The sequence below is a fragment of the Marinomonas algarum genome (genome assembly GCF_020532605.1).
Taxonomy (GTDB): Bacteria; Pseudomonadota; Gammaproteobacteria; order Pseudomonadales; family Marinomonadaceae; genus Marinomonas; species Marinomonas algarum.
In genome coordinates this window covers 1-15,915 of the sequence record NZ_JAJATW010000022.1, presented here as the reverse complement: position 1 = coordinate 15,915, position 15,915 = coordinate 1, and the positions used below count along the sequence as shown (strand labels likewise).

Genomic DNA, 15,915 nt, shown 5'->3' with positions numbered 1-15,915 from the left:
TGACTCATTTAAAATATGGCGTTACAATAGATGATTATTTTTGCGCATCATTAGGACAATACATGACTTCTCTAGACGCTCTTCTCAAGCAGCACATCGAATCACAAGTGCATTTCGCGTTAGAAGAAGATATTGGTTCAGGCGATATCACCGCACAACTCATACCGGAAGAACAGCGTATTAAAGCAACCGTTATCAGTCGCGAAAAAGCCATTCTGTGCGGTCAAGCTTGGGTGGACAGTGTTTTTGCTCAACTCAAAGGGGACGTCACTCTCACTTGGCATTGTCAAGACGGAGACGTGCTTACCGCAAACCAACCTTTTCTAACGATTACTGGGCATGCTCGCACTATTTTGACCGGTGAACGTACAGCGTTAAACTTCTTACAAACCTTGTCTTACACAGCAACGATTACGCAGGAGTACTGCCGTATTGTTGATGGCACCTCACTACGCATTTTAGACACACGAAAAACGCTGCCGGGCATGCGTCAGGCACAAAAATATGCCGTCACCGTTGGCGGTGGTCAAAACCATCGCATGGGGCTTTATGATGCTTTTTTGATCAAAGAGAACCACATCATGGCCGCAGGCTCTATCAGCAATGCCGTCGCGATGGCGCAAAAAATTGCGCCTGGCAAAACAATCGAAGTCGAAACAGAAAACCTCGATGAAGTTGCCATGGCGGTTTCTGCCGGTGCCGATATCATCATGCTTGATAACTTCTCTTACGACAATATGAGAACCGCCGTTGATCGTTTCAAAGGGCAAGTGAAATTTGAAGCGTCAGGCAATATGAGCCAAGAACAATTGCTTAACGTTGCCTCAACTGGGGTCGATTTTGTTTCTATCGGTGCGCTCACTAAGCACGTTCACGCCATCGACTTGTCTATGAGAGTATTAATAGACCAATAAAAATTGATAAAACTTGGTAACGCCTGTTACGATTCGTTTACTCCAACAGCAACTAATGCCATGCTCTTAATAATGGACTCACTCAGGACACAGAAGATATGCCAATAAATGTACTTATGACGGTTCCTACCGGCCCAGGTGTCGGCTTAACGTCTGTCTCAGTTGGTCTTGTTCGCGCACTGGAGCAACAAGGACTAAAAGCCAGCTTTTTCAAGCCGATTGCACAGCCACAGCCGGGTGACAAAGGCCCAGACAAATCAACGGCAATGGTTGCTCAAGGTTCCACTCTTCGTCCTGCTGAGCCAATTCCTTTACATGAAGCAGAGCGTTACCTCTATAACGATAACATCGATGAACTTATGGAAGAAATCGTTGGTCGATTTCAGGCGAGTGTTGAGCCGGGTTCGACGGTTATTGTTGAAGGTCTTGCTCAGATTGCTGGTCACCCTTATGCAACAAGACTGAACAAAGCCATTGCTCGTACATTAGACGCAGGTTTAGTACTTGTTACCGCACCTAATAAAATGAAAGTGAATGAACTAGAACATCATGTTGAAATTGCCGCCGGTTCATACGGTGGTATTAAAGCGGATGATGTGATTGGTTGCATTCTCAATAAAACAACACCAGGCTCCTTGGGTATGAAGTCATACGGTGACTTGTTTGCACAAAAAAGTATCTTTAAGCGTAATTTCAGCTTGCTCGGCCAGATCCCAAGCGCGGAGGAACTTACCTACCCACGAGTAAAAGACGTAGCAGAGTTTTTAGGCGCTAGTATTGTTAACGCAGGTGAAATGGATACACGCCGAGTGCAATCTTACACACTGTGCGCTCGTGGTGTCGAAAACATGCTTGAAGCATTGAGACCAGGCGTTTTAGTTTTTACCCCTGGTGACAGAACTGACATTATCATGGCAACGGCCATCGCAGCACTGAACGATATCAAAATCGCGGCACTCGTTGTTACAGGGGGCTACCAACCTAGCGAAGCCTTGATGTCTTTATGCGGAAAAGCCATGGCAAAAGGATTACCTGTTCTGTCTGTTGGATCAAACAGTTGGGAAACCGTGATTAATATGCAGTCGTTTAATCAAGAAATTCCGACGGATGATAAAGAACGTGTGTTAATGGTGAAAGAACACATTGCTCGCTGTATAGATCATGATTGGGTAAATTCTTTTGCTCTTAATCAAGATGAAAGAAAGCTCTCCCCACCTGCTTTTCGTTTTCGTCTTATTGAGTTGGCTAAATCACTCGATAAGCATATCTTACTCCCTGAAGGTGAAGAAGTACGCGTTATCCAAGCCGCTTCTATTTGTGCAGAGCGCGGCATTGCTCGATGCACTCTTCTAGGTGATAAGACTGAAATTCTCCGCATTGCCCAAAACAATGGCATTGAATTGAATGATGCTGTGAACATTCTTGATCCAAATAAAGTACGTGAACGCTACATTGCACCAATGGTTGAACTGAGAAAAAGCCGTAGTCTTACGGATATCGTAGCAAGAGAGCAACTTGCCGATGACGTTGTACTGGGCACCATGATGCTACAAGTTGGCGATGTAGATGGATTGGTTTCTGGCGCGGCACACCCTACTGCGAATACCATTCGCCCTGCATTACAGCTCATTAAGACCACTCCCGACTCTAGTTTAGTTTCTTCTGTATTTTTCATGTGCTTACCCGACCAAGTATTAGTTTATGGTGATTGTGTCATTAACCCTGACCCTACCGCTGAACAGCTGGCAGAAATTGCCATTCAAAGCGCAGACTCAGCGGCCGCCTTTGGGATTACACCAAAAGTTGCCATGATCAGCTACAGCACGGGCGGTCGTGGAGCAGGCAACGATGTCGATAAAGTCAGAAAAGCGACAAGCATTGCCCAGAAATTGCGACCTGACCTACTCATTGACGGCCCGTTACAATACGATGCCGCCATTATGGAAAGTGTCGCAAAACGTAAAGCACCGAATAGTAAGGTAGCTGGTAAGGCGACCGTATTTGTTTTCCCTGATCTGAATACAGGCAATACAACCTACAAAGCCGTACAACGTAGTGCCGATGTTGTGAGTATTGGCCCTATGCTTCAAGGCATCAAGAAGCCCGTGAACGATTTGTCGCGAAATGCATCTGTTGATGACATCGTCCATACAATTGCCGTAACAGCCATTCAAGCCGACAGCAACGACCGCAAAAGATAATAGGTATAGACGTCCACTTTTTAGGCAAAAGACTGAAAGTCACTTTCCTTACTGCTTAAAAAGTGGACAAACCAAGATTCCTTGACTAATATTTTCTTATACTCTGTAAGTAGGTATTCATTATGTCAGGTAGCATTCCTCATACTATTGCACTATCCAACCTGAGCTCGGCTAACGTCACGACGCCAGGTTATACTACCTATGACTTACGTTCAGATGAAGATACACGATCAGCAGCGAATAATGCGCTTAATGCAAGAGCCACCAGCGATTTGATTGTTACTTTGTCAGAAGAAGCACAGGCTCTTCTGAAGCAAGATAAGAAAAATATTGAACGTCAACAGGCAGAGGAGAACAATCCATCCAGAGATATTGATTCAGATGGCGAAAGCATATTAAAAAAAGACTTTTAAAGTAAAACCCTATAATCTTATGTGACTCAAATAATTTGAGTGTGTAGCAGGATGCTATTCAATATAAATCTTCAAGGAGTGAAGAATGAAATTATCCCCTCTATCCATGCGTGGATTTACCTTATTAGAATTAATGGTTGTTATTGCCATCATTTCTATTCTTGCCAGCCTAACCGCACCAACGTTTACCCGTCAGATTGCCAAAGCCAATCTTCTCGAAGCTCAAAACCTTGCCACACAACACCAATCCCTAATTGAAGAGTTCATTCTACTAAACGGGGATTTTCCTTCCGTAGACGACTTTAATGCCGTTAAACAAACCCTTTCTGATGATTCAATAGCCAAAACGATCGCCATTACAGAGAGCAATGGTCTTAAAGTCACCCTGAATAAAAGCACTGGTATCGCTGAAAACGCTTATCTTACCTATACCCGTGACACCAACAGAAACTGGCAATGCACGTCCGATCTTGATGCAAATATTTTACCCGCAAAATGTACTGCATTAGCAGAATAGGAGAGACGACATGACATTAGAAGAAATCATGTCGGCGGCAATTAGCCAGTCTGCAAGTGATATCCATATAGAGCACACCCCTACTGCAATACATATTTCTCAACGCTGTTTTGGAAAAATTCAATATGTTGCCGAGGTGTCAAAAGAAACCCATCTCATCAACCGTATTAAAATGCGTGCTAACTTGGATCTGTCTGAAACACGTCGTACTCAAGAAGGCCAGTTTTTATTTTCGGAGACAGGAAGACGGACTTTTGTTCGTGTCAGCATCATTGCAACAGTGAAAGGTGAAAAGATCGCCTTACGGTTACTTCCAGATAAAAGCCGCTTAGCTCTGTCTCAGATTGGTATACAGCCACCACTTCTTAACGCTCTTTACGGCTCACTCGATCAACCTAGTGGACTGATCTTGGTCTGTGGGGCAACAGGGGCCGGTAAAAGTACTACCCTCTATTCTTGCTTAGAAAAGTTAAATACGGGAAGAAAAACCATCTTCACCATAGAAGACCCCGTGGAATACGAAATATCAGGACTGTTTCAGTGTGAGCCTAACCTATCCATCGGACTGGATTCAGCGGCTTTGCTAAAGTCTTTTCTAAGACAAGATCCCGATGTCATTATGGTCGGCGAGATTCGTGACGCAATTACGGCCAACCTAGCGGTGAATGCCTCACTTACGGGACACCTAGTGTTGGCCACACTCCACACTAACTCGGCCTTAGATGCCATTCATCGATGCTACGGCTGGCAAGTTGACTTCTTTTCTTTAGCCAGTTCACTAAAATTAATCATTCATCAGTCTATGCTGTATAAGACGACTTCTCAACGACCCGCCTTTCATGGCTTGCGCCCGCTCTGGGAAGATACCCTACCAAAGGACTATGAAACACTGATTGCTTCTCCCTCACTGTGGCAAGCTTTTCACCATCAAAACGACGTAGCGGAGGAAAAGAATGCCTTGGTATCATATTAAACTTCAGGGTAAGACGAGCGATTACCGATACGCAGATGAAGTCAATACTCTCTTTTACGAATACGCAAAACAAGGCTTGTGGCACCTATCAGCCACTCGATGGCACCCGAAAAAATTTGATTACAAATCACTGAATGTCTTTTATAAAGAATTACAAAGCGCTTTAGGCTCGGGGCTGCAACTTAACGAGGCGTTAGAACATTTCTCGTCCTCTAACTCCCATAAAAACATGGGTAAAATTAGTCAAGCCCTGCTGAGCGAACTGGAATATGGCGTTAGTTTCAATAACGCACTGAGTAAACTGACACTCCCTTTGGCACAACCTTATTGCTACCTCTTAAATGCAAACGGCACTCGTGAAGACTGTGATAAGAGCCTCAGCTTGTCCATTTCACAGCTTGATTCCTTGTTGAATTGGTCACAGCGTTTGCTTAAAGCCCTCATTTACCCCTTTAGTATTATGCAAATCGCGTTACTTATCCTGATTGCGAATCGTGCATTACAAAGCACTTCCGATGTACCACTTTTCATACAGCTTATTGGCGATAGCGTGCTGTATACCCTATTTAGCTTTGCTCAATTACTGACCATAAACAGTCTCAATAAAGGTGGAGCCTGCTATTGGCTTGAGCGGTTTAGTCAGAACTTTCGTTTAACAAAGCTTTTTTCACTCTTGAGCACGACAAGAGCAACGGGCATCACGCTTCAGCAAGCAGTAAAGACAATGTCAAGCTACTTTCAGCATGAACCGACTAAGCGGGAAATTCTCGGTGTTTATTACACGCTTAAACTGGGCAAACACTACTCTGAAAGCTTTCCGCCACATTGGTTTCCACGAGAATCAGCCATTGCCCTTCATTCTGCAGAGCAGGATGGTGATATCGAAAGAGCACTGACCCTCGCAGAAAGTCAGCACGAAAGACAATGGCAGTCAAACATCGCCCTATTAGAAAAGTTAATACCAGCTCTGTGCCTCATCATCGCCGGTGGCGTGGTGGCATCAGCCCTCGTTACTCTTTACGCCCCTCTCATGGAGGTGCCTTAGTATGTCGATCTCTATATTGTCTATTGGCTTCTTCATCTTGCTTATTCTTTCCCTAGGCAGTTTCACTGCAGCGTTTAGTGCTCGATGGCCGATTAAAACTCATTACTTATGGCGAAAAGAGGCACACCAATGTCTTGATCTCCCCTTTACAGAAGAAAAGCCAAATAGCCTTTCCAAGACTCGCTCTCACTGCATGCATTGTCATCATCCATTAAGCTGGAAGGAACTGATTCCTATTTTTAGCTTTATTGCACTGATGGGCCGATGTCGGCATTGCAAAAAACGCATTTCTTTTCAGTACGTTTTTATTGAGGGGGCACATTTTTTGTGTTGTATGCCTCTTATCTGGCTCATTGACGACATTAGTCAACGAATTGCACACATAATTATTCTGAGCGCTCTTATCAGTGCCGCTACGATTGATATAAAATACAAACTGTTACCTGATGAATGCAGCTTAATAACGGCATCTGTAGCATTGTTAGTATCTATTGATACCAATACAACATCAGAGCATATCATTGCTATGATAATAGGCTTTTTTCTCATCACCTCACTGCGTTGGTTTTTTCTGGTAACAAGAAATATTGAAGCTATTGGGCTAGGAGATGCAAAACTTGTTGCTGCACTAGGGGCTTGGTTAGGTATTACTGCGCTCCCCACTTTGTTACTCTATGCAAGTGTAAGCGGTCTTTTTTATTCTTTAGCGCACAAAAAAACGGTTCAGAGGAAAGTGGCATTCGGCCCGTTTTTAATTTTTTCAGCCATATTGGTATTTTATTCATCCCTATGGAAAGAACATCCCCTCCTATAATCGGTCTGGCTGGTGGCATCGGATCAGGCAAAAGCACCATTGCTCGCTGCTTCAATAAATTGGGCATTCAAAGTGTTGATGTTGACGATATTGCAAGGTTGGTCGTTAAACCAGGAACACCTTGTTTGTCTGCTATCCGTGAACACTTTGGCGAAAAAGTGATACAAGAAGATGGATCGCTGAATCGTTCAGTATTAAGAAAGATTATCTTTGATGTCCCAGAGGAAAGAGTCTGGCTTGAGTCATTGACTCACCCTGCCATTCGTGAAGAAACGTTCAAGCAACTTAGTAACGCTTCCTCTGAATATGTTTTATTAGTCCACCCACTCTTGTTTGAGACGCAACAAAACAAGCAGTGTTATCGCGTGATCGCAATCGATACAACGGAACAGGTTCAACTCGAACGAGTGACATTGAGAGATAATGTTAGCGTTGAATCGGCAAAGAAAATCCTTGCAGCACAACTCAGCAATGAAGAAAGACTGAAAAGAGCAGACTATCAACTTGAAAATTCTGGCACTCTCGACAACATGAATGATAAAGTCCTAAAGATACACCAAAAAGTATTAGAGTCAATTCATGTTAAATAGCCAGTCAACTACCTTAATTGCGTGCCCCACTTGCCAAAAAAAATCGCCTTGGTCTTCAGAGAACCCGGATAGGCCGTTTTGTAGCCATCGGTGTAAATTGATAGACCTAGGAGCGTGGGCAAACGAAACGTATGCCATTCCACAACAAGATTCTGAAGAAGATGAAGTTTTCTCAGAAGATCTAAAAATTGACCCTAACAAACGCTTTTTATAATTATTTAACATGGAATGTGACTCTCTATGGCACCACACGATTTATCAAAGAAAAAAGCTCTGATCATCGAAGATATGGCCGAAGCACGAATCATGCAGAGGAAAATGCTGACGGATTTTGGCTTTAACTCTATAGAGATAGCAATGAAGGCAGAAACAGCCGTTGAGCTTCTGCAAAACCAAACGTTTGATCTTATTCTCTCTGACTACAATTTAGGCAAGGGCAAAGACGGCCAACAGCTACTTGAGGAAGTCAGGCACTCTAAACTGATATCCAATACTGCCACTTATCTTATGGTCACAGCAGAAACTTCCATAGAAATGGTCATGGGGGCGATTGAATATCAACCGGATGGCTATATTACAAAGCCCTTTTCACAAGCTTTACTTCAAAGACGATTAAATAAACTCTTAGAGACTAAACAAAAGCTCTATGCTGTTAATATTGCCCTTGATAATGAAGACTATGAAGCCGCCATCGAAGCCGCCAAAGTAGTGATGGAAAATAACCCAGCGCTAAAAGGCAAATGTGAGCGCATCATAGGTGAGTCTCTTATTGAGCTTAAATCTTATTCAAAAGCCCTCTCTTTGTTTAATCACATATTGAAAAACCGTAAGATGCCTTGGGCTCTATTTGGTAAAGCAAAAGCGTATTTCTTTATGAATGAGCTTGAAAAATCAGAACAGAGCTTTCGTCAGCTCATGCTAGATAACAGATTTTTTGTTAGTGCTTACGATTGGTTAGCGAAAATTCTTGTTTTACAAGGCAGACCGGAGGACGCCCAAAAAGCACTCATCGAGGCGGTGGGAAAGTCACCAAAAAACATTCTTCGTCAAATTGAACTTGGTCATGTAAGTACCAGTATTAAAGATTATACCGCGGCAGAAATGGCGTATCGTCGTTCTGTTTTCTTAGCGAGACATTCATGCTATAACACTGTTGAGGTTTATTTAAATCACTTACAGTCTCTTGTATTCTTGTCATCCTCTGATCCTCTGTCTTCTCGCCAACGAGAGCTGTTTAATAATACGCTCAAAAAAATACATGACGGCTTCTTTGATGACCCGGACACAAGAGCAAAAACATACGGATATGATATCGACGTTCACCTTGCTGACCATGACTTGCTCGGAGCACAAGACATTTTCGAACATTGGCTAAAAGAGGTTGATTCCGGACTGTCAAATGCACCGACAAAACGACAAACACTCATGTATAAATCAGCTTTTGAGGGTTAAAGTGAAAAAACTAGACATCAGTACCATCCTAGCCAGCGCAATACACGAAAGTAAAAACCAAGTAGGCACTTTGCTTTATCAGCTACAAGGACTTAAAGAGACCATTGGCTCAAATGACACTAATCGGAAAAAAGTCATTACCATTGAAGAGTCATTAAAAAAACTCAACGATGAGTGGGTTGAGTATCTTTACTTGTATCGCTTGGCTTCAGACGGCTACGATCTTCATGTTGATACCTTATTGTTGGAAGAATTCCTTGATGACCAAGTTTTCGCTTTACAGCCCTCTGCAAATGCAAAAAATTTGGCGCTGGAATATCAATGTGATGAAGGACTCACAGGCGCTTTTGATGAAAGATTAATGACCGCTGTGGTCAGTACAGCCGTTTACAACGCTCTACGCTTTGCAAAATCAAAGATTATAATCAGTGCCAAAAAGCAAGATGATTTCATCGTCCTTTCCATAGAAGATGACGGACAAGGATTTTCATCCACTAAAGAGTCAGAGGAAGCATTCCTTGAGAATAATACTGGCTTAGGGTTATATTTTGCTGAACTTTCTGCATCAGCTCATGTTGTGGCCGATAATATAGGCTCTCTTAAAAAACAAAAATCGGATTTACTAGGCGGTGCTAGTTTGCAGATTTACCTACCTCAAGCCCAAGATGACTTCATACATGACCTGTGAGTAAACAGCGTTACATTGCTTTTAGATAATTTGATAGTAGAGTTCCCGCGTGCAATATATGTTGCCTTAAGCAGTCAATTGCATCGGTTTTGTTGCCGGACTCAATAAAATTGAGTAAAACTTCATGTTGGTTTTGGCTTTTCTGTCGATAACCTAGCGGCCCATATTGAAAGCCTAAATAGCGTATTGCCTGCTTATTAAGACCCTCAACAACGCGATGTAAAGCGGGTCTGTTAGCGGGAGAATATAGTGTGTGGTGAAAAAGCCAATTAAGCTCACCTCGCCCAATAAGACTTAGCTGAGGCTCGTTTAGCCTATTTGTTAAGCATCTCGCCTTAGCGATATCTTCCGGCAGAATGCAACCAAATGCCATATCCAATAACAGACACTCAAGCTCAGCACGCATTAAAGAGAGATCTTCTGCTTCTTTCCAGTTTAAATCAGGTATCATTACGCCTGCTTTACCGTGTGGAACAAGCCACCCTTCTACTTTTAAAGACAGAAGCGCATCTCTTATAGGAATCCGACTTACTCCATACTGTTCTGACAGTACAACTTGCCGCAACGGGACACCTCTCGGCAACTTACTGTTTAAAATATCCTCTTTAATTCGCTGACTTATATCCATTATCTACTCATTTGCTACCTTTTAATTTTTGAGATTAATAGACAAATAGCACCAAATAAAATTCCCCAGAAAGCCGACGCTATTTCTAAAAACGACACTCCCGAAACTGTGACTAAAAAAGTAATTAAGGCAGCTTCTCGGTTTTCATCATCAGCTATGGCGCTTTTCAGATTCATCCCAATTGTTCCCAACAAAGCAATTCCAGCTAAAGCAGAAATCATTGTCGAAGGAAAAATTGAAAACAAAGCGACAACAGATGTACCTGCCAGACCGGCCAACCAATAAAAAATACCTGCAGACAACCCAGCAATGTAGCGGCGCTTAGGGTCTTTGTGGCACTCATTTCCAGAACAAATGGCCGCCGTAATCGCCGCTAAATTAAACGCAAAACCACCCAAAGGAGCCAAAAGCACAGAAGTAACACCCGTCCAACTAATAAGTGGCGAAACCGGTGTGTTATAACCACTACTGCGCATAACAGCAACACCGGGGATATTTTGAGACGTCATGGTAACAATGTATAAAGGCACACCAATACCGACCAATGCTCCCAAATTCCATTCTGGCCATACCCATAAGAACCGACCAAGTTCAAAAGGGATTCCACTCATCAAACTCTCATCAGAACGCCCTAACACCATCACGACCCCCACCACTAAAACAAGTAATATTGAATAACGAGGAATGACTTGTTTACTAACTAGGTAGGTCAATAACATAGTGCTAACCAATAAAACATCGCTCATCATAGAATCGAAAATTGATAAACCAAACTTAAACAACACCCCCGCGAGCATTGCACAAGCAAGCTGTAATGGAACAAGTCGCATCACCTTATCAAACAGTCCCGAAATCCCCGTTATCACTGTTAGCAAGCCTGCAAAAACAAATACTCCAATTGCTTCTGCATAACTAATATTGTCCAAACTCGTTGCCAATAACGCCGCTCCTGGTGTTGACCATGCTGTTATTACAGGAGACTTGTACCACAAGGAAAGAAAAAAACACGTTGCTCCCATACCAAGACCAAGCGCCATAATCCAAGAAACAATTAAAGACGAATCCGCGCCAGCAGCCCGTGCCGCTTGGAACACGATAGCCACCGAACTGGAAAAACCAATGAGCACAGCCACAAACCCCGCTACAAATGCACTCAAACTCATATCTTTAATAACAGTACCCATTATTAACTCTACTAATACAGAAAAATCAGATAACTATAATTCAACCAAACAATAAATGTATACATTTTTAAGCATTTAAACACTTTACACGATCATGTAACCAGCCAAGCCTAATGCAAAGCCCATAACAGCCCCCATTGGTGGTGCCCAGTGCTTCTCTAAAACAGCTTGTGGCGCGATATCCTGGAAAACAGCGTATAAAATACCACCAGACGCAAACAACATTATTCCAGAAATAACCGAGGGCCATTCTGATAACCACAAGTGAGCAATAACACCTGCGAGTGGTCCAGATAATGCCAATATGACGAAACTTAAAATGATACAAAATGGCCGATAGTGAGAGGAAGACCGCAATTCCCTGTAGGCGTTAAAGCCTTCAGGTAGATTCTGCATTGCAATCAATGAGGCTAGAAGCACACCATTTTTTGAACCTAGAGCAAAAGCGGCGCCTAATGCGATCGACTCAGGAATAAAGTCAGATAACATAGCAATCAACTGGCTCATAGACGCCTTGCTTTTAGACAATTGAATATCGATCACCATAAAAACAAAACCACCCGCTAAGAATAGCAATACAGCTGAGATTGGTGAAAAATGCTTAACGCCATCCGGGACCAATACTAAAGCAATGGCCGACAATAACGCTCCTCCACCGAATGCTGTAACACCGTGCATCAATTCAGCTTCCAGCCATTGTGGCTTAATACGCTCAAAATGAGCAATAAGTGCGCCTAAGGGCATTGCCAGGCCAGCAAACAACGTCAAAAATATAACACTGTACAAAGGGGTCATTTAATATGCTCTTTATTAATTACATCAACACTATCGATATGAAATATTATAATTGCCATGCAATAAAAAAGCGCCCAAATATGGACGCTTTACTGTTTAAAAAACATACTTTTAAACGATTAAGACTGACCAATATAGGCATTCAAAAAAGCTTTTGTACGCTCTTCTTTTGGCGCAGTAAATATAATCTCTGGCTCACCCTCTTCAACAATCGCCCCTTTATCAAAGAAGCACACTCTGTCACTGATTTCACGAGCAAAATACATCTCGTGAGTAACGAGCAACATGGTAAAGCTTTCTTCTTTAACTAAGTTTCTAATGACATCCAGTACCTCATCTACAAGTTCAGGATCTAAAGCTGAGGTAATCTCATCCAGCAGTAAAATAGAGGGCTTCATAGCCAAAGCCCTTGCGATACCGACACGTTGTTTTTGCCCACCTGATAAGTCGTTTGGATAACTGTCCGCTTTATCCGCCAGCCCTACTAAAGCAAGAAGCTTTTCGGCTAACTCTTCAGCATCTTGACGAGAAACACCTTTGACACGCATTGGCGCTTCAGTAATATTTCGTTTCACTGTCATATGAGGAAAAAGGTTAAAGTGCTGAAATACCATCCCTAAGTGATTGCGCATTTTATGAAGATGCTTGCTATTGGCAGGAACGTATTGCCCTTGCCAAGGCATATGCCATAGTGATTCACCAGCAACATTTATATAACCACCATCGATTCCTTCCAACGTCATTAAAATACGCAACAAGGTACTCTTGCCTGAGCCGCTTGGTCCAATGATCGATACAATTTCGTTTTCCTCTACCTTAAAATTAAAGTCACTGAAGATAACTGTATCGCCAAAGCATTTTTTTACATTTTTAAATTCAATAATAGGCGCACTCATTTCAGGCTAAATCCTTCTTTTGGAAAACGTTTCTCTATTTGATAAATGCCATAAGCAGCGACAATACTGAACACTAGATACAATAGACCAACCAGCGTAAATGGCTCCAAATATCTGAAATTTTCTGAACCAATAATCTTGGCCATTTGCAACATTTCTAACAGTGTAATTGCAGACAGTTGTGGAGTTTCTTTAAACATCGCAATAATATAATTCCCTGTCGCAGGAATCATGGGGCGGATCGCCTGAGGCAGAACAATATCGCGGTAGGTATCAATTATCGATAGATTTAATGCTCTAGACGCTTCCCACTGGCCCTTTTCAATGCCATCAATACCACTTCGGAAGACCTCTGATAAATAAGCACCATAATGAAGTCCCAGGGCAAATACCCCCGTCGCCAAAGGAGACATACTGATGCCAAACTCAGGCATGACGTAGTACAAAAAGAAAATCTGTACTAATAAAGGCGTACTACGAATGAATTCAACAATCCAATAGACACTCGTTCGTGTTAGTCTACTTTTGCTTCGTCTCAACAAAGCAAAGACTAATCCCATAATGATTGCAAAAATACTACCTAACAATGTCGCCAATAGCGTTACCTTAGCCGCTGACAATATCATTGGTAATACATCCCATGTGAATGCCCAATCCCAATCAAATCCGTTCATGAGCTAAAGCCTCCTCGACCTAAACCCTTACTTAGGTACTTTTCAAGCCGCTTAATAAACAGCATCAACACCTGCGCCATCACAAAATAAAACACAAGGACAACGCCAAATATTTCGCCGACTTGTAATGTCGTGTCAGCAAGTGACTTCGCTTTGAACGTCAAATCACCAATTGTGATCAAAGAAACCAAAGACGTCGCTTTCACCAGTTCAATAGCTAAATTACCAAAGGGGGGGATCATATTAACAAGCGCCTGCGGCATGATCACTCGCCATAAACGTTGTGATGCAGTGAAATTCAACGCAACGGACGCTTCATACTGACCTTTCGGTACCGCCTGAATGGCCCCACGGACAACTTCAGTACCGTACGAGCCAATATTTAACCCGAGGGCAACGACTGCTGCTGTCATGGCATCAATAGTGATACCAAAGAAAGGCAAAACAAAATATATCCAGTACAACTGAATTAAAGCTGACGTCCCACGAAAAAATTCAATGTAAACGATAGCGACTTGTTTAAAAGGAGCGGGGGCATACAGTCGAACTAAACCAAATACAAAGGCCATGATGGTAGCGAGAGGCAGTGCCATTGCTACTATCTTAATAGTAACAATGGCACCCTGTAGCAACACGGAGACAATTTCTCCAAATTCCATTCATTAAATCCTCAAGCTTATTCACACAGTGTTTTAGCTGTCATGTCACCGGGTGACGTATGTTTACCAAAACCATAAGGTGTCACCAATGCAATATGCTCTTCTGTGTCAATAAAACCTTCTAACTGCTCATTAAAAGCATTTCGTAACGCGGTATCAGATGGACGAAAACCGAAGCCACCGTATCCTTTAACCGACTGACCATCGATCATAAGAGGAGTAAAAGGTTGAGCTAACTCTACTCGATCGTCTTTTTGAGCAAGAGAAGCCATTGTCAAACTAGTACCACCAAGTGCATCAATACGACCGGACTTTAGAGCAGCAACGCCAGATGGATAATCTGGTAATGTGACGATTTTGTTCATCGCAATACCAAAATCTCGTGCATAGCCGTATTCTACAGAACCTGACATCACACCAAACTTCACAGACTTGGCTTTAATATCGTCGTAGCCATTAAGCGCTTTAGGATTACCATTCTGTACTAAAAAGCCTTCGCCTATGCTGTAAGTCGGATTTGAGAAAGCAATCTGCATACAGCGCTTAGGGGTAATGTACATGCCTGCAGCGATGACATCAAAACGGCCAGCTCGTAGACCTGGTATCAAAGAACCAAACTCTGTGACTACAACGTTCACATCATCTACACCTAAATCATTTAATACTTTTACAGCAATGCTTGGGGCTTCACCCGCTGGTTCACCGTCAGGTGTGGTGTAGCCATAAGGCACTTCATTAGCGACCCCTATGGTTATTTTTCCTTCATCTTGGATCTTATCGAGTGTGCTTGCTGATGCTGTTACAGAGAACAGCGCCACGCAAAAACTCATTAGAGATATAACATATTTGCTGAAAATACTTTTCACAATAAACCTCATATTTGTTAGAAAAATGAATAAATAATTACAAAATTCGCCTTTACCCTAAACAAATTGGTAAAAATGATCAAGCATTAATTAGATCTGTAATATTTAGTACACATACAAAAATAAAAATATTCAAAGAAGGTTTATTATAATGGCACAGAATAAGTTAACGTAAATCTATAGGGGTCGGAGGGGATTTATAATAAATGACTAAGAATGAAAGGCAGCGAAACATGACAATATGGCATAAAAAAACCCTGTACAGTTTTCACTGTACAGGGTTTATATTTAAATCTTGATAACGACCTACTCTCACATGGGATCCCCCACACTACCATCGGCGATGGCGCTTTTCACTTCTGAGTTCGGGATGGGATCAGGTGGTTCAACGCCTCTGTGATCATCAAGAAAATCGTTAAATTTAACATGCAATCGACACATTAAATTAATTCTCTTACCAGCTTAGCTAGTATAATCTTAAGCTTGACGACGACCTACTCTCACATGGGATCCCCCACACTACCATCGGCGATGGCGCTTTTCACTTCTGAGTTCGGGATGGGATCAGGTGGTTCAACGCCTCTATGATCGTCAAGCAATTCTGTT

At 42.4% G+C, this 15,915-nt stretch carries 18 protein-coding genes and 2 rRNA genes; 11 read left to right on the top strand and 9 right to left on the bottom strand.

The window, feature by feature from the left end:
* Positions 1 to 62: 62 nt before the first annotated feature.
* The 11 genes from nadC (at position 63) to LG368_RS12760 (ending at position 9,607) form a co-directional block, all read left to right on the top strand.
* Positions 63 to 914 carry a carboxylating nicotinate-nucleotide diphosphorylase gene (nadC, locus tag LG368_RS12810; RefSeq protein WP_226755123.1) on the top strand — a complete coding sequence of 284 codons (852 nt, stop codon included), beginning with the start codon at positions 63 to 65 and terminating at the stop codon, positions 912 to 914.
* Between the two features lie 98 nt (positions 915 to 1,012).
* On the top strand, positions 1,013 to 3,115 hold the full coding sequence (gene pta / locus LG368_RS12805; protein ID WP_226755122.1) for a phosphate acetyltransferase: 2,103 nt from the start codon (positions 1,013 to 1,015) through the stop codon (positions 3,113 to 3,115).
* A gap of 122 nt (positions 3,116 to 3,237) precedes the next feature.
* On the top strand, positions 3,238 to 3,528 hold the full coding sequence (locus LG368_RS12800) for a hypothetical protein (RefSeq protein ID WP_226755121.1): 291 nt from the start codon (positions 3,238 to 3,240) through the stop codon (positions 3,526 to 3,528).
* 85 nt (positions 3,529 to 3,613) lie between these two features.
* Positions 3,614 to 4,045: a pilin gene (locus tag LG368_RS12795; protein WP_226755120.1), complete on the top strand. Its 432-nt coding sequence runs from the start codon at positions 3,614 to 3,616 to the stop codon at positions 4,043 to 4,045.
* Between the two features lie 10 nt (positions 4,046 to 4,055).
* A complete protein-coding gene (locus tag LG368_RS12790) occupies positions 4,056 to 5,018 on the top strand; it encodes a GspE/PulE family protein (protein ID WP_226755119.1) in 963 nt (320 codons plus the stop codon).
* A complete protein-coding gene (locus LG368_RS12785) occupies positions 4,999 to 6,063 on the top strand; it encodes a type II secretion system F family protein (protein ID WP_226755118.1) in 1,065 nt (354 codons plus the stop codon). The genes LG368_RS12790 and LG368_RS12785 overlap by 20 nt, the downstream gene beginning before the upstream one ends.
* 1 nt (position 6,064) lies before the next feature.
* Positions 6,065 to 6,877, top strand: coding sequence for a prepilin peptidase (locus tag LG368_RS12780; protein ID WP_226755117.1), 813 nt, complete (start codon positions 6,065 to 6,067; stop codon positions 6,875 to 6,877).
* Complete coding sequence (gene coaE, locus LG368_RS12775; RefSeq protein WP_226755116.1) at positions 6,853 to 7,467, top strand: dephospho-CoA kinase; 615 nt, start codon at positions 6,853 to 6,855, stop codon at positions 7,465 to 7,467. Before LG368_RS12780 ends, coaE begins: the two co-directional genes overlap by 25 nt.
* Complete coding sequence (yacG, locus tag LG368_RS12770; protein WP_226755115.1) at positions 7,457 to 7,681, top strand: DNA gyrase inhibitor YacG; 225 nt, start codon at positions 7,457 to 7,459, stop codon at positions 7,679 to 7,681. Before coaE ends, yacG begins: the two co-directional genes overlap by 11 nt.
* Before the next feature lie 26 nt (positions 7,682 to 7,707).
* On the top strand, positions 7,708 to 8,919 hold the full coding sequence (locus tag LG368_RS12765) for a response regulator (protein ID WP_226755114.1): 1,212 nt from the start codon (positions 7,708 to 7,710) through the stop codon (positions 8,917 to 8,919).
* Between the two features lies 1 nt (position 8,920).
* The gene (locus tag LG368_RS12760; RefSeq protein WP_226755113.1) at positions 8,921 to 9,607 is read left to right on the top strand and encodes a sensor histidine kinase; all 687 of its coding nucleotides are present in this window, start codon (positions 8,921 to 8,923) and stop codon (positions 9,605 to 9,607) included.
* Positions 9,608 to 9,617: 10 nt separating this feature from the next.
* Here the strand turns inward: LG368_RS12760 and LG368_RS12755 are convergent, their stop codons facing one another.
* The 9 genes from LG368_RS12755 to rrf (LG368_RS12715) form a co-directional block, all read right to left on the bottom strand.
* Entirely contained in the window at positions 9,618 to 10,235 is a 618-nt protein-coding gene (locus LG368_RS12755; RefSeq protein WP_226755112.1) for a GntR family transcriptional regulator, read from the bottom strand.
* A gap of 14 nt (positions 10,236 to 10,249) precedes the next feature.
* Positions 10,250 to 11,419 carry a benzoate/H(+) symporter BenE family transporter gene (locus LG368_RS12750; protein WP_226755111.1) on the bottom strand — a complete coding sequence of 390 codons (1,170 nt, stop codon included), beginning with the start codon at positions 11,417 to 11,419 and terminating at the stop codon, positions 10,250 to 10,252.
* Between the two features lie 84 nt (positions 11,420 to 11,503).
* Positions 11,504 to 12,214 (bottom strand): ZIP family metal transporter, encoded by a 711-nt coding sequence (locus tag LG368_RS12745; protein WP_226755110.1) that lies wholly within the window; start codon positions 12,212 to 12,214, stop codon positions 11,504 to 11,506.
* Positions 12,215 to 12,333: 119 nt separating this feature from the next.
* Positions 12,334 to 13,110 (bottom strand): ectoine/hydroxyectoine ABC transporter ATP-binding protein EhuA, encoded by a 777-nt coding sequence (ehuA, locus tag LG368_RS12740; protein ID WP_264194058.1) that lies wholly within the window; start codon positions 13,108 to 13,110, stop codon positions 12,334 to 12,336.
* On the bottom strand, positions 13,107 to 13,784 hold the full coding sequence (gene ehuD, locus LG368_RS12735; RefSeq protein ID WP_226755109.1) for an ectoine/hydroxyectoine ABC transporter permease subunit EhuD: 678 nt from the start codon (positions 13,782 to 13,784) through the stop codon (positions 13,107 to 13,109). The genes ehuA and ehuD overlap by 4 nt, the downstream gene beginning before the upstream one ends.
* Positions 13,781 to 14,443 carry an ectoine/hydroxyectoine ABC transporter permease subunit EhuC gene (gene ehuC, locus LG368_RS12730; protein ID WP_226755108.1) on the bottom strand — a complete coding sequence of 221 codons (663 nt, stop codon included), beginning with the start codon at positions 14,441 to 14,443 and terminating at the stop codon, positions 13,781 to 13,783. The genes ehuD and ehuC overlap by 4 nt, the downstream gene beginning before the upstream one ends.
* Positions 14,444 to 14,460: 17 nt before the next feature.
* Positions 14,461 to 15,261, bottom strand: coding sequence for an ectoine/hydroxyectoine ABC transporter substrate-binding protein EhuB (gene ehuB / locus LG368_RS12725; protein WP_338086328.1), 801 nt, complete (start codon positions 15,259 to 15,261; stop codon positions 14,461 to 14,463).
* Between the two features lie 341 nt (positions 15,262 to 15,602).
* Positions 15,603 to 15,717 (bottom strand): 5S ribosomal RNA (rrf, locus tag LG368_RS12720).
* Positions 15,718 to 15,790: 73 nt separating this feature from the next.
* Positions 15,791 to 15,905, bottom strand: a 5S ribosomal RNA gene (rrf, locus tag LG368_RS12715).
* Between the last annotated feature and the right edge of the window lie 10 nt (positions 15,906 to 15,915).

Coding starts and splice junctions, on each gene's coding strand:
- nadC (WP_226755123.1), top strand. CDS start 63: ATGACTTCTCTAGACGCTCTTCTCAAGCAGCACATCGAATCACAAGTG.
- pta (WP_226755122.1), top strand. CDS start 1,013: ATGCCAATAAATGTACTTATGACGGTTCCTACCGGCCCAGGTGTCGGC.
- LG368_RS12800 (WP_226755121.1), top strand. CDS start 3,238: ATGTCAGGTAGCATTCCTCATACTATTGCACTATCCAACCTGAGCTCG.
- LG368_RS12795 (WP_226755120.1), top strand. CDS start 3,614: ATGAAATTATCCCCTCTATCCATGCGTGGATTTACCTTATTAGAATTA.
- LG368_RS12790 (WP_226755119.1), top strand. CDS start 4,056: ATGACATTAGAAGAAATCATGTCGGCGGCAATTAGCCAGTCTGCAAGT.
- LG368_RS12785 (WP_226755118.1), top strand. CDS start 4,999: ATGCCTTGGTATCATATTAAACTTCAGGGTAAGACGAGCGATTACCGA.
- LG368_RS12780 (WP_226755117.1), top strand. CDS start 6,065: ATGTCGATCTCTATATTGTCTATTGGCTTCTTCATCTTGCTTATTCTT.
- coaE (WP_226755116.1), top strand. CDS start 6,853: ATGGAAAGAACATCCCCTCCTATAATCGGTCTGGCTGGTGGCATCGGA.
- yacG (WP_226755115.1), top strand. CDS start 7,457: ATGTTAAATAGCCAGTCAACTACCTTAATTGCGTGCCCCACTTGCCAA.
- LG368_RS12765 (WP_226755114.1), top strand. CDS start 7,708: ATGGCACCACACGATTTATCAAAGAAAAAAGCTCTGATCATCGAAGAT.
- LG368_RS12755 (WP_226755112.1), bottom strand. CDS start 10,235: ATGGATATAAGTCAGCGAATTAAAGAGGATATTTTAAACAGTAAGTTG.
- LG368_RS12750 (WP_226755111.1), bottom strand. CDS start 11,419: ATGGGTACTGTTATTAAAGATATGAGTTTGAGTGCATTTGTAGCGGGG.
- LG368_RS12745 (WP_226755110.1), bottom strand. CDS start 12,214: ATGACCCCTTTGTACAGTGTTATATTTTTGACGTTGTTTGCTGGCCTG.
- ehuA (WP_264194058.1), bottom strand. CDS start 13,110: ATGAGTGCGCCTATTATTGAATTTAAAAATGTAAAAAAATGCTTTGGC.
- ehuD (WP_226755109.1), bottom strand. CDS start 13,784: ATGAACGGATTTGATTGGGATTGGGCATTCACATGGGATGTATTACCA.
- ehuC (WP_226755108.1), bottom strand. CDS start 14,443: ATGGAATTTGGAGAAATTGTCTCCGTGTTGCTACAGGGTGCCATTGTT.